The organism is Amycolatopsis sp. cg9 (assembly GCF_041346945.1).
GTDB lineage: Bacteria > Actinomycetota > Actinomycetes > Mycobacteriales > Pseudonocardiaceae > Amycolatopsis.
On record NZ_CP166850.1, the window covers coordinates 6,162,050 to 6,186,027 of the forward strand.

At 73.0% G+C, this 23,978-nt stretch carries 19 protein-coding genes and 1 riboswitch; of the genes, 14 read left to right on the top strand and 5 right to left on the bottom strand.

Annotated elements, in window-relative coordinates:
• The first annotated feature begins 70 nt into the window (after window positions 1-70).
• The 6 genes from AB5J73_RS28665 to AB5J73_RS28690 all read left to right on the top strand — a co-directional run bounded on the left by AB5J73_RS28665 (window position 71) and on the right by AB5J73_RS28690 (window position 6,123).
• Window positions 71-1,549, top strand: a complete 1,479-nt coding sequence (locus AB5J73_RS28665; RefSeq protein WP_370961768.1) for a potassium/proton antiporter — start codon at window positions 71-73, stop codon at window positions 1,547-1,549.
• Between the two features lie 107 nt (window positions 1,550-1,656).
• The gene (locus tag AB5J73_RS28670; RefSeq protein ID WP_370961769.1) at window positions 1,657-2,307 is read left to right on the top strand and encodes a M23 family metallopeptidase; all 651 of its coding nucleotides are present in this window, start codon (window positions 1,657-1,659) and stop codon (window positions 2,305-2,307) included.
• Window positions 2,308-2,380: 73 nt separating this feature from the next.
• Window positions 2,381-2,495, top strand: a riboswitch (SAM riboswitch).
• Window positions 2,496-2,533: 38 nt separating this feature from the next.
• On the top strand, window positions 2,534-3,892 hold the full coding sequence (locus tag AB5J73_RS28675) for an aminotransferase class V-fold PLP-dependent enzyme (protein WP_370961770.1): 1,359 nt from the start codon (window positions 2,534-2,536) through the stop codon (window positions 3,890-3,892).
• A gap of 16 nt (window positions 3,893-3,908) precedes the next feature.
• Window positions 3,909-4,523: a hypothetical protein gene (locus tag AB5J73_RS28680; RefSeq protein ID WP_370961771.1), complete on the top strand. Its 615-nt coding sequence runs from the start codon at window positions 3,909-3,911 to the stop codon at window positions 4,521-4,523.
• Window positions 4,524-4,546: 23 nt separating this feature from the next.
• Entirely contained in the window at window positions 4,547-5,197 is a 651-nt protein-coding gene (gene lspA, locus AB5J73_RS28685) for a signal peptidase II (RefSeq protein WP_370961772.1), read from the top strand.
• On the top strand, window positions 5,194-6,123 hold the full coding sequence (locus AB5J73_RS28690; RefSeq protein WP_370961773.1) for an RluA family pseudouridine synthase: 930 nt from the start codon (window positions 5,194-5,196) through the stop codon (window positions 6,121-6,123). Before lspA ends, AB5J73_RS28690 begins: the two co-directional genes overlap by 4 nt.
• Here the strand turns inward: AB5J73_RS28690 and AB5J73_RS28695 are convergent.
• Window positions 6,120-7,118 carry an AsnC family transcriptional regulator gene (locus AB5J73_RS28695; RefSeq protein ID WP_370961774.1) on the bottom strand — a complete coding sequence of 333 codons (999 nt, stop codon included), beginning with the start codon at window positions 7,116-7,118 and terminating at the stop codon, window positions 6,120-6,122. The genes AB5J73_RS28690 and AB5J73_RS28695 overlap by 4 nt on opposite strands.
• 134 nt (window positions 7,119-7,252) lie before the next feature.
• Between AB5J73_RS28695 and AB5J73_RS28700 the strand changes: the two genes are divergently transcribed.
• The 5 genes from AB5J73_RS28700 (at window position 7,253) to AB5J73_RS28720 (ending at window position 17,795) form a co-directional block, all read left to right on the top strand.
• Window positions 7,253-13,873, top strand: a complete 6,621-nt coding sequence (locus AB5J73_RS28700) for a DUF885 family protein (protein WP_370961775.1) — start codon at window positions 7,253-7,255, stop codon at window positions 13,871-13,873.
• On the top strand, window positions 13,870-15,075 hold the full coding sequence (gene fahA, locus AB5J73_RS28705; RefSeq protein WP_370961776.1) for a fumarylacetoacetase: 1,206 nt from the start codon (window positions 13,870-13,872) through the stop codon (window positions 15,073-15,075). The genes AB5J73_RS28700 and fahA overlap by 4 nt, the downstream gene beginning before the upstream one ends.
• An 82-nt stretch (window positions 15,076-15,157) precedes the next feature.
• Window positions 15,158-16,072 (top strand): YhjD/YihY/BrkB family envelope integrity protein, encoded by a 915-nt coding sequence (locus AB5J73_RS28710; RefSeq protein ID WP_370961777.1) that lies wholly within the window; start codon window positions 15,158-15,160, stop codon window positions 16,070-16,072.
• A 92-nt stretch (window positions 16,073-16,164) separates the two neighbouring features.
• A complete protein-coding gene (locus tag AB5J73_RS28715; RefSeq protein WP_370961778.1) occupies window positions 16,165-16,653 on the top strand; it encodes a hypothetical protein in 489 nt (162 codons plus the stop codon).
• A 101-nt stretch (window positions 16,654-16,754) separates the two neighbouring features.
• Window positions 16,755-17,795 (top strand): LLM class F420-dependent oxidoreductase, encoded by a 1,041-nt coding sequence (locus AB5J73_RS28720; protein WP_370961779.1) that lies wholly within the window; start codon window positions 16,755-16,757, stop codon window positions 17,793-17,795.
• A 67-nt stretch (window positions 17,796-17,862) separates the two neighbouring features.
• Here AB5J73_RS28720 and AB5J73_RS28725 read toward each other — a convergent pair whose 3' ends face one another.
• Window positions 17,863-18,450, bottom strand: a complete 588-nt coding sequence (locus AB5J73_RS28725) for a class F sortase (protein ID WP_370961780.1) — start codon at window positions 18,448-18,450, stop codon at window positions 17,863-17,865.
• A gap of 242 nt (window positions 18,451-18,692) precedes the next feature.
• Here AB5J73_RS28725 and AB5J73_RS28730 point away from each other — a divergent pair, with 242 nt between their 5' ends.
• Both AB5J73_RS28730 and AB5J73_RS28735 read left to right on the top strand, forming a co-directional pair.
• Window positions 18,693-19,634, top strand: coding sequence for a Ppx/GppA phosphatase family protein (locus AB5J73_RS28730; RefSeq protein WP_370961781.1), 942 nt, complete (start codon window positions 18,693-18,695; stop codon window positions 19,632-19,634).
• Window positions 19,635-19,675: 41 nt separating this feature from the next.
• Window positions 19,676-19,858 (top strand): hypothetical protein, encoded by a 183-nt coding sequence (locus AB5J73_RS28735; protein ID WP_370961782.1) that lies wholly within the window; start codon window positions 19,676-19,678, stop codon window positions 19,856-19,858.
• Here the strand turns inward: AB5J73_RS28735 and AB5J73_RS28740 are convergent.
• From AB5J73_RS28740 to AB5J73_RS28750, 3 genes are read right to left on the bottom strand one after another with little or no spacing between them, the layout of a single operon-like run.
• Window positions 19,839-22,241 carry a glycoside hydrolase family 65 protein gene (locus AB5J73_RS28740; RefSeq protein WP_370961783.1) on the bottom strand — a complete coding sequence of 801 codons (2,403 nt, stop codon included), beginning with the start codon at window positions 22,239-22,241 and terminating at the stop codon, window positions 19,839-19,841. The genes AB5J73_RS28735 and AB5J73_RS28740 overlap by 20 nt on opposite strands.
• Window positions 22,238-22,969 (bottom strand): HAD family hydrolase, encoded by a 732-nt coding sequence (locus AB5J73_RS28745; RefSeq protein ID WP_370961784.1) that lies wholly within the window; start codon window positions 22,967-22,969, stop codon window positions 22,238-22,240. Before AB5J73_RS28745 ends, AB5J73_RS28740 begins: the two co-directional genes overlap by 4 nt.
• 9 nt (window positions 22,970-22,978) lie before the next feature.
• Entirely contained in the window at window positions 22,979-23,347 is a 369-nt protein-coding gene (locus AB5J73_RS28750) for a helix-turn-helix transcriptional regulator (protein WP_086863094.1), read from the bottom strand.
• A gap of 124 nt (window positions 23,348-23,471) precedes the next feature.
• On the opposite strand from AB5J73_RS28750, the gene AB5J73_RS28755 reads away from it, so the two are divergent.
• A complete protein-coding gene (locus AB5J73_RS28755) occupies window positions 23,472-23,978 on the top strand; it encodes a PaaI family thioesterase (protein ID WP_370961785.1) in 507 nt (168 codons plus the stop codon).

A 23,978-nucleotide genomic window follows, 5' to 3' on the forward strand; every position in this document is an offset into this window, starting at 1 on the left:
GGTACACGAACGTGTTAACCCGCCCGCCTCACTATTCTGAGGGCCCTACGGCACTCGGGAGGGAGGCGGCATGGACCAGCTTCCCGTGCTGCTCGGCGTCGGCGGCGTCGTGCTGCTCGCCTCCGTGCTCGCCGTGCGGGTCTCGATCCGGCTCGGCCTGCCCTCGCTGCTGCTCTACCTCGCGATCGGGGTGCTGCTGGGCGAAGCCGGCTTCGGCATCCGGTTCGACAACCCCGAACTGACCCAGTCGCTCGGCCTCGCCGCGCTGGTCATGATCCTCACCGAAGGTGGGCTGACCACGCGCTGGTCGGCGGTGAAACCCGCGCTGGGCATCGGGATCGCACTGTCCACAATGGCCGTGGTGGTGAGCATCGCGGTCACCGGCGCGGCGCTGCACTGGCTGCTGGGCCTCGACTGGCGGATCGCGCTGCTGTGGGGCGCGGTGCTCGCCTCCACCGACGCGGCCGCGGTGTTCTCCGTGCTCCGCGCGGCCGGGATCGGCAAACGGCTCACCGGTGCGCTCGAACTGGAGTCGGGCATCAACGACGCGCCGGCGTACATCGCCGTCGTCGTGCTGGCCGAAGGCACCACTGTGGACTGGTCGCTGCCGCTGCTCGCGGTCTACGAGCTCGCCACGGGCCTGGCCATCGGGCTCGCGTTCGGCTGGCTCGGCGGGATCGCGCTGCGCCGCGCCGCGCTGCCGGCGACCGGTCTGTACCCGCTGGCCACGGTCGCGGTGTGCGTCGTGGCGTACTCCTCCGGGCAGCTGCTGCACGCGTCCGGGCTGCTCGCCACCTACGTCGCCGCGCTGGTGCTCGGCAATTCGCGGCTGCCGCACCGCTCGGACACGCTCTCGTTCGCCGAGGGGCTGGGCTGGCTGGCGCAGATCGGGCTGTTCGTGCTGCTCGGCCTGTTCGCTTCGCCGGGCCGGCTGCTCGACGCGATCGTGGCGGGCCTGGTCGCGGGCGCCGTCGTGCTGCTGCTGGCGCGGCCGATCTCCGTCGTGCTGTCGATGCTGCCGTTCCGGTTGCCGTGGCGGGAACAGGCCTTCCTGTCGTGGGCCGGGCTGCGCGGCGCGGTGCCGATCGTGCTCGCCATGATCCCGCTGTCGAAAGGGGTGCCGGGCGCGCAGCGGCTGGTCGACGCGGTGTTCGTGCTGGTCATCGTGCTGACGCTGCTGCAGGGCGCGACGCTCGGCCCGCTCGCGCGCTGGCTGGGGCTGGCGAAGAAGTCCGAGGCGCACGAGATCGAGGTCGACTCGGCACCGCTGGACGAGCTCGGCGCCGAGCTGCTGCAGGTCCGCATCCAGCCCGGGTCGAAGCTGCACGGCGTGTACCTGTCCGAGCTGCGGCTGCCCGTCGGCGCGACGGTCAGCCTGGTCGTGCGCGGCGGCGCGGGCTTCACCCCGCAGAAGACCAGCCGGCTGCAGGAGCACGACCAGCTCCTCGTGGTCACGACGTCCGTGGTGCGCGACGCCGCCGAGCGACGGCTGCGCGCGGTCGACCGGGCCGGGCGCCTGGCCCGCTGGAAGGGCGAGTCGGGGCGCTGACGCGGCCGGCTCACGAAAACCTCACCTGATCTTCCCTGCTGTCCTCCTTTTGGCTTACTGTGCGCTCATTCGAATGGGTGAGTGTTCACGCCAAAGGAGTACACAGGGTGACGAAACTGCGCTGGGCGGCCGCGGCTGCCACGATCACCACGGCACTCGGCCTGCTCGGCGCGCCGGCCGCGACCGCCGAAGCGGCCCCGTTCCCGGCGCTCGCGCTGCCGTTCAAGGCGGGCCAGCAGGTCTACTCCGCCGGCATCCACTCCGACGACGGCAGCACCGGCGTGAAGAACGCCATCGACTTCAGCCCCGCCGACCGCACCGTGCGCGCGCCGCTCGCCGGCACCGTCCACCTGCAGCACTGCGCCGGCGGCGACTGGGTGACCATCGACCACGCGGGTGGCTGGCGCACCGGCTACTACCACATGGAAGGTATCGCGGTCACCGACGGTGAGCACGTCGAGGCGGGCGCGGTGCTCGGTTCGACCGGCAACGCGCTGCCGTGCGGCGGCACCAGCACGGGCGCCCACGTGCACTTCACGCTCTGGACCCTCCCGGACGCCCCGGCGGCGAACTGGGACGGCGTCGCCTTCGGCGCGGTCTCGACCACCCTCGCCACGGCGTACGGCGAGCCGGTCGACGGCAAGTCGTTGGGCGGCTGGCGGTTCACGGCGGGTGCCGAGCAGTACGAGGGCACCGCGACCCACGTCGCGGACGACGCGGTCACCGAACTGCCGGGGCGGTTCCGCGCGAAGCCCTGAGTTTGTGAGCGGCGTCTCAGAATGTGAGGCGGGGGTTGGCCACCCGGAGCGTTCTCGGTTACCTTCTGTGCCAGGTCATGAGTGCCAGCGTCAAGCCCCGGCTTGCTGGCCGGCAACCCTCCTACCGCGGTGGGGTGCCCCGGGTGAAGACCGGGCCGGTCGCGTCCCGCGACGGGCAAGCGCGGGCCCCTCGCCGGGGTCCCCCGGACCGCCGAGGAGGCACCCGATGACTCTCGCCATCGACCGCACCAGCGTCACCGTCCACCCCGCCACGCCCGTCGAAACCGGTGCCCCGCAAGGCATCCCCACCGCCGCCGGCGCGTCGCTGCGGGTCCCGCTCGTCACCGGCGAGACCATCGGCTACGCCAACCTCGACCACGCGGCGAGCGCCCCCTGCCTCGACGCCGTCCGCGCCAAGGTCGACGAGTTCCTGCCCTGGTACGCCAGCGTCCACCGCGGCGCCGGCTTCGCCTCCCAGGTCTCCACCAAGCTCTACGAGCGCACCCGCGACGTCCTGCGCCGGTTCGTCGACGCCCGCCGGACCGACACCGTCGTCTTCACCCGCAACACCACCGACTCCTTCAACCTGCTCGCGCGCAGCCTGCCGCGGAACACGAGCGTCGTCGTCTTCGACACCGAGCACCACGCCGCGCTGCTGCCGTGGCAGGGCCCGAACGTCCGGCGGATCCCGACCCCGCGCACGCGCCTCGCAGCGGTGTCCGCTGTGGACGAAGCGCTCGCGGATTCCCCGCAGGGGCCCCGGCTCGTGGTCGTCACCGGGGCGTCCAACGTGACCGGTGAGCTGCTCCCGGTGGCCGAGATCGCCGCCGTGGCGCGGAAGCACGGCGCCCGCATCGCCCTCGACGGCGCGCAGCTCGCGCCGCACCGCCGGATCTCGATCCGGGACCTCGACGTCGACTACGTCGCCATCTCCGGCCACAAGCTGTACGCGCCCTTCGGCGCGGGCGCGCTGATCGGCCGCGCCGACTGGCTGCGCGCCGCGCGCCCGTACCTCGCCGGCGGCGGCGCGACCAAGCTCGTCACCGGGGACGCCGTCGTCTGGAACGACGGGCCGGAGCGCCACGAAGCCGGTTCGCCCAACACCGTCGGCGTGTACGCGCTCGGCGTCGCGTGCGAGACCCTCTCCCGCGACTGGGACGCCGTCGCCGCGCACGAGCAGGCCCTGCTCGCCCGGCTGCGCAAGGGACTCGAGAGCATCCCGGGCTGCGCCGAGCTGCGGCTGTTCGACGCGCCGGTCGACCGCGTCGGCACGGTCAGCTTCACCGTCGCCGGGTTCGACCCCGGCTGGCTCGCGGCGGTGCTTTCCGCCGAATACGGCATCGGCGTGCGCGACGGCGCCTTCTGCGCCCACATCGCGGCCAAGCGCCTGATCGCCGTCGCCGGTGGCGAGGGGCAGCAGGCGATCCGCGTCAGCCTCGGCCTGGGCAGCACCGAAGAGCACGTCGACCGCGTGCTGCTGGCACTGCGCCGGATCGTCGCGCGCGGAGCGGACTGGGAGTACGCGAAGGTGGACGGCCGCTGGGCCCCGGTCGGCGACCCGCGGGAGCTCCCGCCGTTCTGCTGAGCGCTAGCCTGGCCCGATGGGGAGAGGGCCGCGTTTCTGGTTTCCGCTGGCGTTGCTGGGGTTCGCGCAGATCGGGGCGGCGGCCGTGCAGCTGCTGTCGCGCCGGAGCCCGGCCGAGGGCGACTCCGTGAACCTCGTGTCCGGACCGCCGGGACACCCGCTCGGCACCGGTGGTGTCGGCGGCACGGGCTACCCGGCGGCGCAGTTCTTCACCCAGGACGCCTACTACCTGCCGGGCGCGGGGCTGCCCGCTGGGCCGGTCTGGCTGGTCGCCCTGCTCGTCGTGGTGGCCGGCACGGCCGTCTGGTACGCCCTCGCGCTGCGGCCGGCCCGCACCGGGTGGTTCGTCCTCGGCGCGCTCGGGGCGCTGCTCGCCGTCCCGCTGCTCGACCTGGTCGGGTCCTGGCAGTTCCGGCTCGGGGACGGGCTGCGCGGCCCGCTGCTGGCCACTCTCGGCCTGCTGGTGCTCGCGGCGTACGAGCGCAGTGTCTTCGTCCTGGTCACCGCGGCCCTGTTCGCGCTCGTGGCCGTCGTCCTCTCGGCGGATCTCGCAGGCGTGCTGCTGGCGGCGGCCGTCCTGCTCGCCGCCGCCTTCACCGCGCTCCTGCGGCACCGCCGCGACACCGCGTGACCAGCGCCGTGGACAATGGAGCGGTGAGCACCGAGCCCAGCCGTCCCGAACCCGACACCGCCGCGCCCGAAGAGGCGGTGCCCGACCAGGCGGCCGACGCCCCGGAGAACCCCGAGGTCCCGGCGAAACCGCTGCTGCCGAAGCGGCGGGTCGGCTGGGTGTTCGCGATCGCCGTCGTGTTCTGGGCGATCGACCTGGTGACGAAGAACCTGGTCACCGCCAACCTGGAGGGCAAGGAGCCGGTCAAGATCCTCGGCGGCCTCATCTACCTGCAGGTGATCCGCAACCCCGGTGCCGCGTTCTCGATGGCCACCGGCATGACGTGGGTGCTGGCGCTGGTCGCGCTCGCCGTCGTGATCGCGATCATCTGGCTGTCGCGGCGGCTGCGCTCGATCGGCTGGGCGATCGGCCTCGGGCTGGTGCTCGCCGGCGCCACCGGCAACCTCACCGACCGCATCTTCCGCGCGCCCGGCGGGCTGCAGGGCCACGTCGTCGACTTCATCTCGGCGTTCGCCCCCAACGGCAAGGGCTTCGCGATCTTCAACATCGCGGACTCGGCGATCTGCGTCGGCGGCGCGCTCATCGTGCTGCTGTCCCTGCTGGGCAAGGACTACGACGGCACCTCGACCAAGGACAAGAAGAAGATCGAGAAGACCCAGGAGGAGCAGGCGTGAGCTCGCGGATGCTCCCGGTGCCCGACGGGCTCGACGGGATGCGGGTCGACGCCGGCCTCGCCAAGCTGCTCGGCCTGTCCCGCACGGTCGTCGCCGAGCTGGCCGAAGCCGGCGACGTGCTGCTCGACGGCCGTCCCGCCGGCAAGTCCGACCGGCTGTCCGGTGGCGGCCTCCTGGAGATCACGCTGCCGGAGCCGGCGAACCCCGTCGAGGTCGTGGCGGAGCCGGTCGAAGGCATGCGGATCCTCCACGACGACGACGACATCGTGGTGCTCTCGAAGCCGGTCGGCGTCGCGGTCCACCCGAGCCCGGGCTGGACCGGCCCGACGGTCGTCGGCGGCCTCGCCGCGGCCGGCCTGCGCATCGCGACCTCGGGCGCGGCCGAGCGCCAGGGCGTCGTGCACCGGCTCGACGCGGGCACCACGGGCGTGATGGTGGTGGCCAAGAGCGAGCACGCGTACACGGTGCTGAAGCGGGCGTTCAAGGAGCGCACGGTCGACAAGGGCTACCACGCGATCGTCCAGGGCCACCCGGACCCGACGCGCGGCACGATCGACGCCCCGATCGACCGCCACCCCCGCCACGACTACAAGTTCGCGGTCGTCCAGGGCGGCCGCCCGAGCGTGACGCACTACGAAGTGGTCGAGGCCTTCCGGGCGGCGTCGCTGGCCCACATCAAGCTCGAAACCGGGCGCACGCACCAGATCCGCGTCCACTTCTCGGCCCTGCGCCACCCCTGCGTCGGCGACCTGACGTACGGCGCGGACCCGGTCCTGGCCCGCCACCTCGGCCTGAGCCGCCAGTGGCTGCACGCGAAAACCCTGGCCTTCGCCCACCCGGCGGACGGCCGCTGGGTCGAGTTCGAGTCCGAGTACCCGGACGACCTGGCGAAGGCGCTGAAGATCCTGCAGGACGAAAGCTACTAGTCCTCGATCGACCAGGTCAGCGTGCGCTCGTCCGGCTCCGGCCGCGGGCTCCACCGGACCGACACCACCCGCGTCGCGTCCGGCAGGACGTACACCGTGTGCCCGCCGAGGGTTTCGCCCGGCTTGACGCCGATCTTGTGCGGGGGCCGCGAGGTCAGCGAGACCGGCGCCTTGCCGATCGCCGTCCCGTCGGCGGTGAGCAGCTCGAGGTAGTTGTCCGGCAGCGACGCGAACGGGATCGACCCGCGGTTGGTGATCTCGGTGTGCACGACCACCGCGCGCTCGCCGTCCTCCAGGCGGTAGCCGGCCGCGCTGAACAGGTAGTCCGCCGGGTCCTGGACCTCCAGGAGCTGCACCGACAGCTGCTCGCCCTCCAGGCCCTGGGTCTCCATGACCTCGCCGGACCGGCCGCGCTTGCCCGTGCCGGCCGGCTTGACCGGTTCGTCGCCGCGGGCCCACGACGCCGTCTGCGGGAGGCCCCACGTGCTCACAGCGGGGTCGAGCGGCACCGGCGGCGGCGCGAACGGGCGCGGCGGCTGCGGCGGGCGCGGCGGCGGGCCCGGGTACCGCCCGGACGGCGTGCCCTGGACGTTGTAGGGCCCCGAAGGCGCGCCTTGGACGTTGTAGGGCCCCGAAGGCGCGCCCTGGACGTTGTACGGACCGGACGGCGCGCCTTGCACGTTGTAAGGCCCCGAAGGCACGCCCTGGACCGGCGGCGGCTGCTGCGGCACCGGCTGCGACGGCGGCGCCGGGTACTGCGGCGGCGGCCGGTTCGCCCACGACGGCGGCGCGCCCGCGATGGCCGCGCGCAACCCCTGCGGGTCGCTTTCGACGCCGACGAGCAGGGGGAGCCCGCTGCCGGAAAGGGCGACCAGCCGGTAGGCGACTTCACGCGGATCCATGCCGACCTTGGCCGCGAGCTCGTGCACCGCTGCCTTGCCGAGTTCGGCGAGCGCGGCGAGCAGGCGGGTATCCACGGGATCGGTCACGGCCACTCCCGGAACGCTACCGCTTCGCCCGTCCGGCCGTGCCGAAGGCTGTCCGCCCCCGGCGAAATGCGCGCCGTTTCTGTCGGTGATCTCCGTTAGGGTCGCGGACGAGACACCGAACGAAGCTGGGGGTCCTGCCCATGACCGCGGTCACCGAACTCGCCGACGAGTTCGTCGAAGCGCTGTTCGCCGCCGATCCGCTGACGCCCGCGCTGCTGGGCATCCGCCCGGCGGAACCCGGTCTGCCGGACCAGTCCGCCGAGGCCGAGCGCGCGTTCCGGGCGCGGCTGGCGGAGTTCCTGGAGCGCGCCCGCGCGATCGCCGCCGACGGCCTCTCGGCCGACGACCGGGTCACCCGCGAGGTGCTGATCTCCACGGCGGAGAACCGCATCGCGTCGGCCGACAGCCGGATGGCCGAGTTCACCGTCACCGACCTCTCCATCGGCCCCGCGGCCGGCCTGCTGATGGCCCTGCCGATGACGACCGTGACCGCGGGCGAGGCCGCGGAGGCGCAGCTCGGGCGGCTCGCCGCCGTCCCGGGGTTCCTCCGCCAGTCCGCCCGGCGGCACGCCGAGGGCATCGCCGACGGCCTGGTCCCGGTCGCCCACCTGGTCGACGCCGCGGTCGCCCACCTCGACCGCTACCTCGCCGACCCGGCCACCGACCCGCTGCGCCGCCAGCCGGCGCCGGACGAAGACTTCGAGCGGCGGCGGGACGAGCTGCTCGCCGACGTCGTCCGCCCGGCCTTCGCCGAGTACCGCGAGTTCCTGCTCACCGAGGTGAAGCCGCACGGGCGGCCCGAGGACCGGCCCGGCCTGTCGTGGCTGCCGGGCGGCGGCGAGACGTACGCGCGCTTGGCGCGGATGCACACGACGACCGAGCACACCCCGGCGGAACTGCACCGGATCGGGCTCGACGTCATCGACTCGCTCGCCGCCGAGTACCGCGAGCTGGGGCAGCGGGTGTTCGGCACCGACGACCTCGCCGGGATCTTCGAGCGCCTGCGCACCGACCCGGCGCTGCGCTGGGGCAGCGCCGACGACCTGCTGGAGACCGCTCGCACGGCCGTCGCCCGGGCGGCCGCCGAGGCGCCGAACTGGTTCGGCAGGCTCCCCGAGCAGCAGTGCACGGTCGAAGCGGTCCCTCCGGAGGTCGCGCCCGGCGCGCCCGCGGCGTACTACCTGCGCCCGGCCGCCGACGGCTCGCGGCCCGGCATCTACTTCGCCAACACCCACCAGGCCACCGAGCGGCTCCGGCACATGGCCGAGACGACCGCGTTCCACGAAGCCGTGCCGGGGCACCACTTCCAGCTCAGCATCGCGCAGGGGCTCACCGAGCTGCCGCTGCTGCGCCGCATCGGCGGCTTCACCGCCTACATCGAGGGCTGGGGGCTCTACAGCGAGCGCCTGGCCGAGGAGATGGGGCTCTACTCCGACGACATCGCCCGGCTCGGCATGCTGGCCGGCGACTCGCTGCGGGCGGGCCGGCTGGTCGTCGACACCGGGCTCCACGCGCTGGGCTGGAGCCGGCAGCAGGCCATCGACTACCTGCTGGAACACACGCCGGAGGCGCGCCCCGAGATCGAGTCCGAGGTCGACCGCTACATCGCGTGGCCAGGCCAGGCGCTGTCGTACATGGTGGGGCGGCTGGAGATCCAGCGGAACCGCGCTCGCGCCCAGGAGCGGCTCGGCTCGCGGTTCGACGTCCGCGCGTTCCACGACCTCGTCCTGGCCGGTGGCCCGTTGCCGCTGTCGGTGCTGGCCTCCGTCGTCGACGAGTGGGTGGCCGGGCACGGCGACACCGTCGACGGCCTGGCGCGCGAGCTCGTCGAGCTGACGTTCGAGCAGGAGCCGCTGACCCCGTCGGTGCTCGGCCTGCCCGGCGGCCACGACCGGCTCGCCGACCAGACCCGGGCCGCGAAGGAGCGCTACCGGGCCTCCTACACCGATCTCGCGGCCCGTGCGCGGGCCCTGCCGGGCGATGACCTGTCGCCGGAAGAAGCCGTCACGCGTGAGGTCGTCATCGCCGCCGCCGAGGTGGAGGCCGACAGGCTGGGCGCGCGCACGGCCGACATCGCGGTCAGCGACGGGCTCACCGCTCCCGCGCTCGAGCTGCTGATGTACCTGCCGTACTACAAGCTGGACGACGAGAAGAAGGCGCGCGGCTACCTCGCCCGGCTCGCCGCGATCGAGACGTTCCTGGCGACGCTGACCGAACGGCAGCGCGAGAGCCTCGCCGACGGGCTCGTGCCGCCGGCGTACCTCGCCCGCGTCGGCGCCGAGTACATCGACCGCTACCTCGCCGCACCGGACCGGGATCCGCTGAAGGTGGGCACGACGGCGGCCGTCGAGGGCTTCGAAGCCGAACGCGACCGGCTGCTCGCCGAGGTCGTCCACCCGGCGTACACGCGCTATCGCGACTTCCTGCGCGCGGAGGTCGAGCCGGTCGGGCGCCCCGACACCGCGCCCGGGATCAGCCACGTCCCGGGCGGTGCGGAGCGGTACGCCGCGCTGATCCGCGCGGAGACGACGACCGAGCGCACCGCGCGGGAGCTGCACGAGACCGGGCTGGCGCTGATCGAAAAGCTCGGGGCGGAGTACCGCGAACTCGGGGAGAAGGTCTTCGGCACCACCGAACTCGCCGAAATCTTCGAGCGGCTGCGCACCGACCCGGCCCTGCGCTGGCGCGACGGTGACGAGCTGCTGTCCGCGGCGCGGGACGCGATCGCCCGGGCCGAAGCCGTGGCCCCGCGGTGGTTCTCGCACCTCCCAGCGGAAAAGTGCGAGGTCGCGCCGGTCCCGGAGGCGGACGCGGCGAGCGGCACGATCGCCTACTACCTCCCGCCGGCGCTCGACGGCACGCGGCCGGGCACCTACTACGCGAACACCCACGAAGCGGACAAGCGGCCGCGGTTCACCAGTGAAGCCATCGCCTTCCACGAAGCCGTGCCGGGGCACCACTTCCAGCTCAGCCTGGCCCAGGAGCTGAGCGACCTGCCGCTGCTGCGCCGGATCGGCATGTTCAACGCCTACGCCGAGGGCTGGGGCCTGTACGCCGAGCGCCTGGCCGACGAGATGGGCTTGTACTCCGACGACGTCTCGCGGTTCGGCATGCTGACGCAGGACTCGATGCGGGCGGGCCGGTTGGTCGTCGACACCGGGCTGCACGCGCTGGGGTGGAGCCGGCAGCAGGCGATCGACTTCCTGGTCGAGCACACGCCGATGGCGCGGCTGGAGATCGAGGCCGAGATCGACCGGTACGTCGCCTGGCCCGCTCAAGCGCTCGGGTACATGGTGGGGCGCCTGGAGATCCAGCGGCTGCGGGCGGACGCCGAAGCGGCGCTGGGGGAGCGGTTCGACATCCGCGGCTTCCACGAGGTCGTGCTCGGCCACGGCATGCTGCCGCTGTCCGCGCTGGCCAAGGTGGTCACCGACTGGGTGGCGGCCCAGGACGACACACCCGGGCGGCTCGCCGACGACCTGGTGGCGCTCAACTTCGAGCGGCAGCCGCTGTACCCGTCGGTGTTCGGGCTGCCCGGCGACCACGGCAAGCTGCCCGACCCGGCCGCGGAAGACCGCTTCCGGGCCGGCTACGCGGCGATCGCCGCGCGGGCCGAGGCGCTCGACCCCGCGGGCCTGCCGGCCGCCGAGCGGGTCACCCGCGAGGTCGTGCTGTCCCAGGCACGCATGGAAATCGACGAGATCGACTCGCGCCGCGCCGACATCGCGGTCAGCGACGGTCTCGGCGCGCCCGCGCTGCAGCTGCTGCTCTACCTGCCGCAGACGGTGCTGGACGACGAGCCGAAGGTCCGCGGCTACCTGAGCCGGCTCGCCGGCGTCGGCGCCTACCTCGACGCCCTGATCACCCGGCAGCGCGCCGCGGTGGCCGAGGGGCTCGTGCCGCCGGAGTTCCTGGTGCGCATCGGCATCGGCTACGTCGACCGCTACCTCGCCGCGCCGGAGGGCGACCCGTTGCGGGTGACACCGCCGTACGCGCTCGAGGGCTTCGAGGCCGAGCGCGACCGGCTGCTCGCGGAGGTCGTCCACCCGGCGTACGCGCGGTACCGCGCGTTCCTGGCCGGCGAGGTCGCGCCGGTCGCGCGGCCGGAGACGTCGCCGGGCATCGGCGACCTGCCGGGCGGCCCGGAGCGGTACGCGGCGCTGATCCGCGCCGAAACGACCACCGACCGCACCGCGCAGGACCTGCACGAAACCGGGCTGGCGCTGATCGGAAAGCTGGGGGAGGAGTACCGCGAGCTGGGCGCGAAGATCTTCGGCACGACCGTGCTCGCCGAGATCTTCGACCGGATCCGCACCGACCCGGCGCTGCGCTGGCGCGACGGCGAGGAGCTGCTGGCCGGGGCCCGCGCCGCCATCACGCGCGCGGAAGCCGTGGCCCCGCAATGGTTCTCGCGGGTCCCGGCGCAAAAGTGCGTGGTCGCGGCGGTACCCGAAGCGGAGGCGGCGAGCGGCACGATCGCGTACTACCTCCAGCCCTCGCTCGACGGGACGCGCCCGGGCACCTACTACGCGAACACCCACGAGGCCGAGAAGCGGCCGCGGTTCACCAGCGAGGCCGTGGCGTTCCACGAGGCCGTGCCGGGGCACCACTTCCAGCAGTGCCTCGCGCAGGGCCTCACCGGCCTGCCGCTGCTGCGCCGAATCGCGCACGTGAACGCCTACGCCGAGGGCTGGGGCCTGTACGCCGAGCGGCTGGCCGACGAGATGGGGCTGTACTCCGACGACGTCTCGCGGCTGGGCATGCTGACCCAGGACTCGATGCGCGCCGGCCGCCTGGTGGTCGACACCGGGCTGCACGCGCTGGGGTGGAGCCGGCAGCAGGCGGTCGACTACCTCGTCGAGCACACGCCGATGGCTCAGCTGGAGATCGAGGCGGAGATCGACCGGTACGCCGCCAACCCGGGCCAGGCGCTCGGGTACATGGTGGGGCGCCTGGAGATCCAGCGGCTGCGGGCCGACGCCGAGCAGGCGCTGGGCGAGCGGTTCGACATCCGCGAGTTCCACGACGTCGCGCTGGGCAGCGGGACGCTCCCGCTGCCGGTGCTGGCCGGCGTCGTCGCCGACTGGGTGGCCGGGCACGGCGACACGCCCGACCGGCTGGCCGACGAGTGCGTGGCGCTGATGTTCGAGGCGCAGCCGCTGATCCCGTCGCTCTACGGCCTGCCGGGCACGCACGACAAGCTCGCCGACCAGACCGCCGAGGCCGCCGAGCGGTACCGCGCCGGGCTGGCCGGGCTCATCGCGCGGGCCGAAGCGCTCGACACGGCGGCGCTGGCCCCGGCCGAGCGCGTCACCCGCGACGTGGTGATCTGGCAGGCGCGCACCGAGATCGACCTGCTCGACTCCGGCCGGGCGGACATCGCGGTGAGCGACGGCCTGGCCGCCCCGGCGCTCATGCTGCTGGTCGAGCTGCCGCAGACGGTGCTCGACGACGAGCCCAAGGCCCGCGGCTACCTGAGCCGGCTCGAGGCCATCGGCCCGTACCTGGACCAGCTGATCGAGCGGCAGCGGGCGGCGCTCGCCGAGGGCCTGACACCGCCGGAGTTCCTGGCGCGCATCGGCATCGGGTACGTCGAGCGCTACCTCGGCGCCCCGGACGAAGACCCGCTGAAGGTCCCGGTCCACGGGCTCGAGGCGGAGCGCGACCGGCTGCTGGCCGAGGTGGTGCGGCCCGCGTACGCGCGCTACCGCGACTTCCTGGCCGGCGAGGTCGTGCCGGTCGCGCGGCCGGAGACGTCCCCGGGTCTCGGCGACCTGCCGGGCGGCCCGGAGCGGTACGCGGCGCTGATCCGCGCGGAGACGACGACCGAGCGCACGGCCCAGGAGCTGCACGACACCGGGCTGGCGATCATCGAGAAGCTGGCGGGGGAGTACCGCGAGCTGGGCGAGAAGGTGTTCGGCACCACCGAGCTCGCCGCGATCTTCGAGCGGATCCGCACCGACCCGGCGTTGCGCTGGCGGGACGGCGAGGAACTGCTGGAAGCGGCCCGCCAGACGATCGCCCGGGCGGAAGCCGTGGCGCCGCAATGGTTCCTGCGCGTTCCCGAGCAGAGCTGCGAGGTCGCGCCGGTGCCGCCGGCCGAGGCCGAAAGCGGCTCGATCGCGTACTACATCGACCCGTCGCTGGACGGCTCGCGGCCGGGTACGTACTACGCCAACACGAACGAGGCGGAGCAGCGGCAGCGGACGCTGAGCGAGTCGGTCGCGTTCCACGAAGCGGTGCCGGGGCACCACTTCCAGCTGACGCTCGCGCAGCAGCTGACGGGAGTGCCGCTGCTGCGCCGGATCTGCATGTTCAACGCCTACGTCGAAGGCTGGGGCCTCTACGCCGAGCGGCTGGCCGACGAGATGGGCCTGTACTCCGACGACGTCTCGCGGTTCGGCCTCCTGACCCAGGATTCGATGCGGGCGGCCCGGCTCGTGGTGGACACGGGCCTGCACGCACTGGGCTGGAGCCGGCAGCGCGCGGTGGACTTCCTGCGGGACAACACCCCGATGGCCCCGATCGAGATCGAAGCGGAGATCGACCGCTACGCCGGCCACCCCGGCCAGGCCCTCAGCTACATGGTGGGCCGCCTGGAGATCGAGCGCCTGCGTGCCGAAGCGGAGCGGGCACTGGGCGACCGCTTCGACATCCGGGAGTTCCACGACACGGTGCTGGGCAGCGGAACCCTGCCCCTCCCGGTGCTGGCGACGGTGGTGGCCGACTGGGTGGCCGCCCGGGCGGGGGAGCGCTCGTGACCTGGCTCGAACTCCCCGAAGACACGCCGTTCGGCCTGGACAACCTGCCCCACGGCGTGTTCTCGGTCGCCGGCGCGCCCGAGCGCCGGATCGGCGTGCCCGTCGGCGACCAGGTCCTCGATCTGACCGCCGCGGCCGCCGAGACCGCGGCGGCGTTCGCCCCGCTGCTCACCGCCGGGGTGCTCAACCCGCTGCTGGCCGCCGGGCCGGGCACGTGGCGGGAGGTCCGCGAGAGCGTCCGGGAGTGGCTGACCGAATCCCGGTACGCCGACCGGCTGCGCCCCCACCTGGTGCCGCTGAACGAGGTGACCACCCACCTGGCGTTCGAGGTCGCCGACTACGTCGACTTCTACTCCAGCGAGCACCACGCGCTCAACGCCGGGAAGATCTTCCGGCCGGACGCCACCGAGCTGCCGCCGAACTGGAAGCACGTGCCGATCGCCTACCACGGCCGGGCGGGCACCGTCGTGGCGTCCGGTACGCCGGTCGTCCGTCCGCACGGGCAGCGCAAGCCGCGCAACGCCGAAGTTCCTTCGTTCGGGCCGTCGCAGTTGCTGGACATCGAGGCGGAGGTGGGCTTCGTCGTCGGCGTGCCGTCCACGCCGGGCACCGGAGTGTCCACAGCGGACTTCGCGGACCACGTGTTCGGCGTCTGCCTGGTCAACGACTGGTCGGCCCGCGACATCCAGGCGTGGGAAATGCAGCCGCTGGGCCCGTTCCTCGGCAAGTCGTTCGCGACGTCGGTGTCTCCGTGGATCGTCTCGCTGGCGGCGCTGGAGCACGCGCGCGTCGCGGGCCCGCCGCAGGACCCGGAGCCGTTCGAGTACCTGCGGACCGGCGGGAACTGGGGCCTGGACCTCGCCCTGGAGATCCGGCTCAACGGCCACCTGGTGTCGAGCCCGCCGTTCGCCACGCAGTACTGGACGGCTCCGCAGCAGCTGGCGCACCTGACCGTCAACGGCGCGCACCTGCGCACGGGCGACCTGTACGCGTCGGGCACGGTGACCGGCCCGGAGCGCGACCAGCGCGGCTCGTTCCTCGAACTGTCCTGGGGCGGGCGGGAACCGCTGGCGCTGCCCGGCGGTCAGACCCGCGCGTTCCTGGAGGACGGCGACGAAGTGGTGATCAGCGCGACCGCGCCCGGGCCCGGCGGCACCCGGATCGGGTTCGGTGACGTGCGGGGCACGGTGGTGCCCGGCTGACGCGTGACGATCCGGCGCCCGCCGTGTCCGGACTGCGGAGGACACGTGCGGATGAGAGGGTCGGCCGGTGGCGCGTGGAGTGGTGAAGCGGGGGTTCCGGCGAGCCGGGGCGACACTGGCCCGGTACCGGGAGCGCGACGGCGACCACTACGCCGCCGCGGTGACGTTCTTCAGCCTGCTCGCGCTCGTCCCGCTGATCATGGTCGCCGTCTCGGTGACCGGGTTCGTGCTGGCCGGTGACCGGATCCTGGCGGCCGAGCTCGACCGCGTCATCGACAGCTCGCTGCCGCCCGAAGTCGCGGGCCAGGCGACGAACCTCGTGCACACCGTGGTCGGCGAGCGCGGCCGGATCGGGCTGCTCGCGCTCGCCGTCGCCCTCTACTCGGGCTGGAGCTGGATCAGCAACGTCCGCGATGCCGTCACCGCGATGCTCGGCCAGGAACGCACCCCGCGCCCACTGCTGCGCGGCATCGTCACCGACGTCCTGGTCCTCGTCGGGATCGGCCTGGCGGCGGCGGTCTCCTTCGGCCTGGCCTCCCTGACCGGCGCGGCCGGCGCGGGCCTGCTCCGGCTGACCGGCCTGGACGGCGGGTTCGCGCACTTCGTGCTGGTCGCGGGCTCGCTGCTGCTCGGCCTCGCGGCGAACTGGCTGGTCATCGCGTGGTGCCTGGCCCGCCTGCCCCGCCGCCCGCTCCCGCTGCGCTCGACCCTCCGCCCCGCGGGCGCCGCCGCGGTCGGCCTCGGCGCGATCCAGCAGGCCGGCGGCCTGTACCTCCACCTGCTGGGCCGTTCCCCGGCGGTCGCGGCCTTCGGCACCCTGGTCGGCCTGCTGCTGTTCGGCTACCTGATCGTCCGCTGGCTCCTGATGGTCACGGTCTGGCTGACGGTCCGCGACGAACCGACGGGCACGCTCGCGGCGGACGTCCGCTACGCGGGCACGACCCTGGGCGCGGGCGCCTCGGCGGAATTGGTGGTCCGCACCCTGTCGGGCCGCTGAGCAGGCGTCGGTAACGCCGCGCCGGGCCAGGCGACGAACCGGGTGGTGGCGCCCGCGCCACCGGAAGCCGGCTGCGGAGGGGGAACACCGTGATGCGTCGATTCACCCGGACCACTGCCGCCCTGGCCTTGGCGATGATCCTGTCTTCGGTCACGGCCGGGGTGGCCGCCGACCCCGCGGCCGCCGCCTGCCCGGGGAAGGGAACGCGGTTCGTCACGCCCATCACCGGTCAGCGGGTCTACCTCGTCGGCCCGGGCCGTTCCGGCGCTGCGGTCCTGCTCGAAATCCCCGACTCCTACGCCTACTTGAGCCTCTGGGGGACCTGGGACGGGATCATCACCCGCCCGCGCCCCCTCGACTGCTGGAACGGTTCGGCCGTGTTGCACGACCCGATCCTGGTCAAGGCCCCCGACGGGAAGGTCTACATCTACGACTCCAACGAAGCCGTCGAAGGCTACAGCAACGGCTTCCGGTGGATCGTCGACTGGAACACCTTCGCGAACGTGTACCACTTCGACCCGGCGAAGATCGTCAACGTGAGCTACCAGTACCTCGGCACTCCTGGCGCCCCCTGGACCTGAGCCGCGTCCGCCCGAGTGGCGGGGCGCACATCGCCCGCACACGGACCGCTCCGCCGCCGTAGGATCCGCCACTAAGCGCTTGCTCAGCAACGGAGGTGGACATGCGGATCGGGACCGCGATCAACTACGCCGGAGGCTTCGCCGACAGCGTCGCGGACATCGTCGAACTGGAGAAGGTGGGGCTCGACGTCGCCTTCGTGCCGGAGGCGTATTCGTTCGACGCCGTCAGCCAGCTCGGCTACCTCGCGGCCAAGACCGAACGCGTCCAGCTGGCGTCCGGGATCTTCCAGATCTACACGCGCACGCCGACGCTCACGGCGATGACCGCCGCCGGGCTCGACTTCGTTTCCGATGGGCGGTTCATCCTGGGGCTCGGTGCGTCCGGTCCGCAGGTCATCGAGGGCTTCCACGGCGTGAAGTACGACGCGCCGCTGGGGCGGACCCGGGAAATCGTCGAGGTCTGCCGCCAGGTGTGGCGCCGCGAGCGGGTGGTGCACGAGGGCAAGCACTACACGATCCCGCTGCCGCCGGAGCAGGGGACCGGGCTCGGGAAGCCGCTGAAGCTGATCAACCACCCGGTGCGCGAGCGCATCCCGGTGCTGCTGGCTTCGCTCGGCCCGAAGAACGTCGCGCTCACCGCGGAAATCGCCGAAGGCTGGCAGCCGATCTTCTTCCACCCGGAGAAGGCGGCCGACGCCTGGGGCGCCGCGCTGGCCGAGGGCAAGGCGAAGCGCGCGCCGGAGCTGGGTGAGCTGGACACGTACGTGACGGTCGCCCTGGCCATCGGCGACGACGTCGAGCCGCTGCTCGACCACCTGCGCCCGATCCTGGCGCTGTACATCGGCGGGATGGGCGCGCGCGGCAAGAACTTCTACAACGACCTCGCCCGCCGCTACGGCTACGAGGCCGAGGCGAAGCTGATCCAGGACCTGTACCTCGACGGCAAGAAGGAAGAAGCGGCGGCGGCCGTTCCCCTCGAACTGCTGCGCGCGATCTCCCTGGTCGGCCCGGCGGGCTACGTGAAGGAACGGCTGGCGGCCTTCAAGGAGGCGGGCGCGACGACGCTCGTCGTGAACCCCCTGCTGCCGGGCCGCGAAGCCCGCGTTGCGGCGGTTTCCCGGCTGCGCGACCTGATCGGCTAGGCCCGGAGATTCGTGAAGGCCACCTCGAGGAAGCACGAGGTGGCCTTCACGAACTTCGGCCGGGGTGTCAGGCGGGGGTTGCGTAGACCGCGACCCGTGCCCCGCCCAAGCCCGCGTTGTCGTAGCGCCCGTCGCTGGTGATCAGCCGCAGCTGCGGCCCCGGCCCCTCGGGGGCCACCAGCGTGGTGTCCGGCTCGTTCGCCGGGAACAGTGCCGTGCGGCGCACCGTGAAGCGGGACTCCCGCCCGTCGCCGTCGCGGATCGTGATCGCCGCGCCCGGCCGGAGCGTCGACAGCCGCGCGAACGCGCCGGCCGAGTAGCCGAAGCCCGTGTGGCCGGACAGCACCGCGACGCCGGGGGCGCCCGGGGCCGGGCCGTCCGCGAACCAGCCCACGCCGAGCGCCGTGCCCGGCTGCTCCCGCCGGCCGCCGACGTGGCCCAAGGCGACCACGTGGTCGAGCGCCAGGCCGAGGTCGGGGATCCGCACCGACGCCGGTGGGGCGCCGATGGCGGGCAGGGAAGCCGCGGCTCCGGCGGGGACGGTCGTGGCCGGGGCGAGGACCGAGGTCACGCCCAGGAGCACGCAGCCGAGCCCGGCCACGACCGCGAGCACGGCCGCGGCCGGCCGGGCGAGCTCGGATCGCCGTTCGCGCACTTTTCCCCGCTCCGCACCGGTGCTGATGTCCGGTTGATCGCAGCACCGCCCCCGACGTTACCGAATCGTGTCCAATTCACTCGTTCGGGTTATCTCGCTGTGACCTTCGCGTCAGAAACACACCGCCAGAGGGTCCAATCCCGTGAAACACCCGGCGGCGCGCGGTGAGATCCGACATCATTGCTGGTTTCAACGAGTCCCGCTGGGGATATTCAGCAGGTGGAAGTGAGGTGCGCCGAGTCGTGCGAAAAATCGAAGAGCCCGCGGTGGGCGTGCTGGACGTCGGTTCGTTCAGTGCCCGGCTCGTGGTGGTGCCCGTCACCGGGTCACCGCGTGAGCCGGTGCTGAACCACCAGACGCGCCTGCGCCTGGACCGCGAGCTCGACGGCCGCGGCCGGCTCACCGACCGGGGCGTGGCCGCCGTCACCGCCGCCGTCGCCGCCGGGATGAGCACCGCGTACCGCCACGGCGTCCACGGCGTGTATCCGCTCGCGACCTCGTCGATCCGCGACGCGGCCAACTCCGCCGACGTCGTCCGGCACGTGGCCGGGGAGACCGGCGTCGAGCTGCGGTTCCTGACCGGGCCGGCCGAAGCCGGGCTGGCCTACCTGGCCGCCCGCCGCTGGTACGGCGCGGACGCCGGGCCGCTGCTGGTGCTCGACATCGGCGGCGGCACCGTCGAGCTGGCCGCGGGCCACGGCGAGCTGGCCTCGTTCGCGCGGTCGCTACCGCTGGGCGCCCGGTCGATGACGCGGGACTGGCTGCCGTCCGAGCGGGTGTCGAACAAGCAGGTCAAGGCGCTGCGCACGCACGCGCTCGACGTCGTGACCACCACGCTCGGCGCGGCCGGCGTCGACGATCCGCGGGTCGTCGGCTGCTCGAAGGTGCTGCGGCAGCTGGCCCGGCTGTCCGGCGCGCGGCCCGGGAAGTGCCGGGAACTGCGGCTCGACGACCTGCGCGCCTGGATCCCGCGGCTCGCCGCGCTCCCGCCGTCGAAGCGGGCCGAACTGCCGGGTATTTCGCGCAGCCGCGCCCACCAGGCGCTGGCCGGCGCGATCGTGGCGGAGGCGCTGCTGACGGTCGCGGGCGGCAAGGTCGCGATCTGCCCGTGGTCGACCCGCGACGGCCTGCTCCTCACCCTGCAGGACAAGGCGAAAGCGGCCGCGGGCACCCGGGCGGCTTGAACCCCTGGCCGGGACCGGGAAAACCGGGTATCCCGGAAACCATGAGCGAACAGCAGCGCATCCACGGCCGCGACGACGAAGACGAAGAGCTCCCGAAGCTCCCGACCCCCGGCAGCCTGACGCACGACGTGCCGACCGCGCCCGACCCGGACGTGAACCCGGGCGGGACCGAAGACGTTCCGGCCCCGCCGGGCCGCGACGCCCTCAGCGACCTTCCGGAGTGATCGGGTTGGCCGGTTCCGCGTACTGACGCACCATTTCCGAGTCGCGCCGCATCGGGGCGCGGCCCGGCGGCTGCTTCGGCGGGTCGCCCGCGTCGATCTTCGGGATCGCGAACCGCTGCGGCTCCGGGGTGAGCGTGATGCGTTCGCCGTGGTGCAGCACTTCCAGCGGCTCGCCGTCGAGCACGTGGTAGGTGACCTGGTCGGGGTCGATCTCGACCTGGAACCGCGTGCCGCGGTGCATCAGGCGGAAGGTGAGCCGCCCCAGCTGCTCCGGCAGCCGCGGGGAGAACGCCAGCGTCCCGCCGTGGTCGCGCAGCCCGCCGAACCCGGCCACGGCGCCCTGCCACGCCCCCGCGAGCGAGGCCATGTGCAGGCCGTTGCGCACGTTGTTGTGCACGTCGTGCAGGTCGGTCAGCGCGGCTTCGGCGAGGTAGTCGTAGGCCAGCTGCAGGTGCCCGACCTCGGCCGCGACGACGGCCTGCGTGCCCGCCGACAGCGAGGAGTCCCGCACGGTCCTCGCTTCGTAGTACGCGAAGTTGCGGGCCTTCTCCTCCGGGCTGAACGAGTCGCCGCACAGGTGCAGTGCCAGCACCAGGTCCGCCTGCTTCACGACCTGCTTGCGGTACAGGTCGAAGTACGGGTAGTGCAGCAGCAGCGGGTAGTGCGCCGGGTCGGTGTTCTGGTAGTCCCACTCGTCGTGGTCGAGGAACCCTTCCGACTGCGGGTGCACGCCGAGTTCTTCGTCGTAGGGCAGGTACATCGCCGCCGCGGCCGCGCGCCACGAGTCCAGTTCGACGGTGTCGACGCCGAAGTGCGCGGCCACGTCCCGCTGCCGTTCGCAGGATTCCGCCGCGGCCAGCAGGTTCCGGCGCGCCATCAGGTTCGTGTAGACGTTGTTGTCCGCCACCGCGGAGTACTCGTCGGGCCCGGTGACGCCGTCGATGCGGAACGTCCCGTGCCGGTCGTGGTGGCCCAGCGACGCCCACAGCCGCGCGGTTTCCAGCAGCAGCTCGGTGCCGTAGTCGCGCTCGAACTCCTCGTCGCCGGTCGCGTTGAGGTAGCGCAGCACGGCGTCGGCGATGTCCGCGCTGACGTGGAACGCCGCTGTGCCGGCCGGCCAGTACGCCGAGCACTCGGCGCCGTTGATCGAGCGCCACGGGAACGCCGCGCCGCGCAACCCCAGCTGGTGCGCGCGTTCCCGCGCCTTGTCCATTGTGGAGTGACGCCAGCGCAGCGCGTCGCGCGCCGCGTCCGGGATGGTGTAGGTGAGCACCGGCAGGACGAACGACTCGGTGTCCCAGAACGCGTGCCCGTCGTAGCCCGGGCCGGTCAGGCCTTTGCCCGCGATCGCGCGGCTTTCGCCGCGGGCCCCGGCCTGCAGGAGGTGGAACAGGGCGAAGCGGACGGCCTGCTGCAGCTCGGGATCGCCCTCGATCTCGATGTCCGACGTGGCCCAGTAGTCGTCGAGGAACTGGCGCTGCTCGGTGACCAGGCCCTTCCAGCCGGTCTGGCGCGCACCCGCCAGCGCCGCCTCGACCTGCGACCGCAGGGCGGGCACCGAGCGCTGCGCCGACCAGCCGTAGGCGAGGAACTTGGTGATGCGGAGCTTGCCGCCCTTGGGGACGTCGACCGCGACCGTGAGCCGGGCGAGGTCCTCCTCGGAGTGGATGCGGGCGCGGATGCCGTCGTCCACCTCGATCTTGTGGTCCATCGCCGCGGCCATCCGCAGCCCGGACCGGCGGGTCTGGTGCACCAGCACGGCGTTGTAGTCCGACGCGCGGTGGAACTCGCCGACCAGCGGCGAGTTCAGCGCGGCGGCCACCCGCGGGTCGCTGGTGTCGGACTCGATGGGCTCGTTGGCCAGCAGGTCGGACTGCACGACCAGCTGCAGGTCCTCGTCGAGCGGCTCGACCTCGTAGCGGATGGCGGCGATCGCGCGCTGGGTGAACGAGACCAGCCGTTCGGTGCGCACGCGGACCCGCCGCCCGGTCGGCGACGACCACTCGGTGCTGCGGCTCAGCGTGCCCTTGCGGAAGTCGAGCACCCGGTCGTGCCTGGTGGCCGCGCCGTAGCGCATGTCGAGCGGCTCGTCCTCGACGAGCAGCCGGATGATCTTGCCGTCGGTGACGTTGACGACGGTCTGGCCCTCTTCGGGGTAGCCGTAGCCCCCTTCGGCGTAGGGGAGTTCGTGCTGCTCGTAGAACCCGTTGAGGTAGGTGCCGGGCAGCCCGCGCGGCTCGGCCTCCTCGAGGGTGCCGCGCAGCCCGATGTGGCCGTTGGACACCGCGAACGCCGATTCGGTGCGCTGCAGGGCGTCGACGTCCATGCCGCGCCAGCGCAGCTCCCACGGGGAACACTCGTAGCCGCGGGGTTCGTCGGTCATCGGTCCTCCAGCAGTTCGGCGAGGTCGTCGACGACGATGTCGGCCCCGTGGGCCTTCAGCTCGGCGGCCTGGTCGGCCCGGTTCACGCCGACGACGTACCCGAAGCCGCCGGCTTTCCCGGCCTGGACGCCGGATCGGGCGTCCTCGAAGACGGCCGCGTGCGCGGGCTCGACGCCGAGCGCGGCGGCGCCGGCCAGGAACGAGTCGGGCGCGGGCTTGCCCTTGAGGTGCCGCTCGCGGATGACGAGGCCGTCGACGCGGGCCTCGATGTACTTGCTCAGGTCGCCGGCGTCGAGGACCTTGGCACCGTTGGCCGACGACGTCACGACGGCGATCCGCAGCCCGGCGGCCTTGACGGCTTCGAGGTAGCGCACCGAGCCGGGGTAGGGGCTGACACCGCGTTCGTCGATGATCTTCAGGACCAGGTCGTTCTTGCGGTTGCCGATGCCGTTGACGGTCGGGGCGTCCGGTGGGTCGTCCGGGGTGCCCTCGGGCAGCTCGATGTCCCGCGACCGCAGGAACTCCCGCACGCCGTCGGCACGGGGGCGGCCGTCCACAAAGGCCGCGTAGTCGTGGTCGGTGAACTCCGCGAACCCGGCGCCGTCACGGGTGCGGAGGAATTCGTCGAATGTCCGTTTCCACGCTTCGCGGTGGAGAATGGCCGTCCCGGTCAGCACTCCGTCGAGGTCGAACAGGCAGGCGGTGATGGCTTCCGGCAATCCCGTCATGCCCGCACGCTACCGGTCCTCGTCGTCGTTCGCGGGATGTTCGGGGTGGGGCCGGACGTGGTGGATGAGTTCGTGCACGGTCGCGTCGGCGAGCCGGTAGCGCACCACGCGGCCGGTGCGCTGCGGCGTGACCAGGCCGTGGGCCCGCAGTAGCCGCAAAGCTTGCGACACGGCGGTGTCCGTCATGCCGGTGGCGGCGGCGAGGTCGGTGACGCTGATCTCGCGGGCGTAGTGGATGGAGACCAGCAGGGCCAGCCGGGACGGGTCGGCGACCACGGAGAAGCGCCGGGCCCATTCGTCGATGACGGCGCGGTCGCCGAGCCCGTCGACCGCCGCCGAGACGCGTTCCGGGTCGATCAGCTTGCGCTCGGTGCTCACCCCAGGATGATTCCACCCGCGCTCCGGGCGGACCACCGGTGGCCTGGGTCACGCCGCGCTTGACGCCGCCCCGGTGCCGGGCGAAGCTGCGGTTAAGACACTTGTCATAATCGAGGAGCCCGAGATGACCGACGTGGCCGCCGCAGCGGAGACCCGCTCGAAGACCATCACCTGGCAGGACCCGCTGCCGACCGCCCGGCTCGGCGCCACCCTGTCCGGCCTGGAGTACCTGACGGCCATCAAGGACGGCCGCATCCCGGGCCCGCCGATCGCCGCCCACTTCGGGCTCCGCTGGGAGCGCATCGAGCACGGCGTCGTCGAGGCGGTCGCCGAGCCGGACGAGTCGCTGTACAACCCGATCGGCATGGTCCACGGCGGCGTGGCGGCCACGATGCTCGACTCGGTGGTCGGCTGCGCGGTGCACTCGACGTTGCCGGCGGGGGTCGGGTACGCGTCGGTGGAGCTGAAGGTGAGCTACCTGCGCGCGATCCACGCCGGCCGCGGCGAGATCCGGGCGGTCGGCCGCGTGGTGAAGGAGGGGTCGCGGATCGCGTTCGCCGAGGGGGAGATCCGCGACGCCGAGGGCAAGCTGCTGGCGACGGCGTCGGGGACCTGCGTGCTCACCCGCTAG

What these genes read in the sequence shown, in the direction of transcription:
- AB5J73_RS28680 (WP_370961771.1), top strand. Translation starts at nt 3,909, where the DNA reads ATGGGGAGAGGGCCGCGTTTCTGGTTTCCGCTGGCGTTGCTGGGGTTC.
- AB5J73_RS28700 (WP_370961775.1), top strand. Translation starts at nt 7,253, where the DNA reads ATGACCGCGGTCACCGAACTCGCCGACGAGTTCGTCGAAGCGCTGTTC.
- AB5J73_RS28735 (WP_370961782.1), top strand. Translation starts at nt 19,676, where the DNA reads ATGAGCGAACAGCAGCGCATCCACGGCCGCGACGACGAAGACGAAGAG.
- AB5J73_RS28665 (WP_370961768.1), top strand. Translation starts at nt 71, where the DNA reads ATGGACCAGCTTCCCGTGCTGCTCGGCGTCGGCGGCGTCGTGCTGCTC.
- AB5J73_RS28755 (WP_370961785.1), top strand. Translation starts at nt 23,472, where the DNA reads ATGACCGACGTGGCCGCCGCAGCGGAGACCCGCTCGAAGACCATCACC.
- AB5J73_RS28715 (WP_370961778.1), top strand. Translation starts at nt 16,165, where the DNA reads ATGCGTCGATTCACCCGGACCACTGCCGCCCTGGCCTTGGCGATGATC.
- AB5J73_RS28720 (WP_370961779.1), top strand. Translation starts at nt 16,755, where the DNA reads ATGCGGATCGGGACCGCGATCAACTACGCCGGAGGCTTCGCCGACAGC.
- AB5J73_RS28675 (WP_370961770.1), top strand. Translation starts at nt 2,534, where the DNA reads ATGACTCTCGCCATCGACCGCACCAGCGTCACCGTCCACCCCGCCACG.
- AB5J73_RS28740 (WP_370961783.1), bottom strand. Translation starts at nt 22,241, where the DNA reads ATGACCGACGAACCCCGCGGCTACGAGTGTTCCCCGTGGGAGCTGCGC.
- AB5J73_RS28745 (WP_370961784.1), bottom strand. Translation starts at nt 22,969, where the DNA reads ATGACGGGATTGCCGGAAGCCATCACCGCCTGCCTGTTCGACCTCGAC.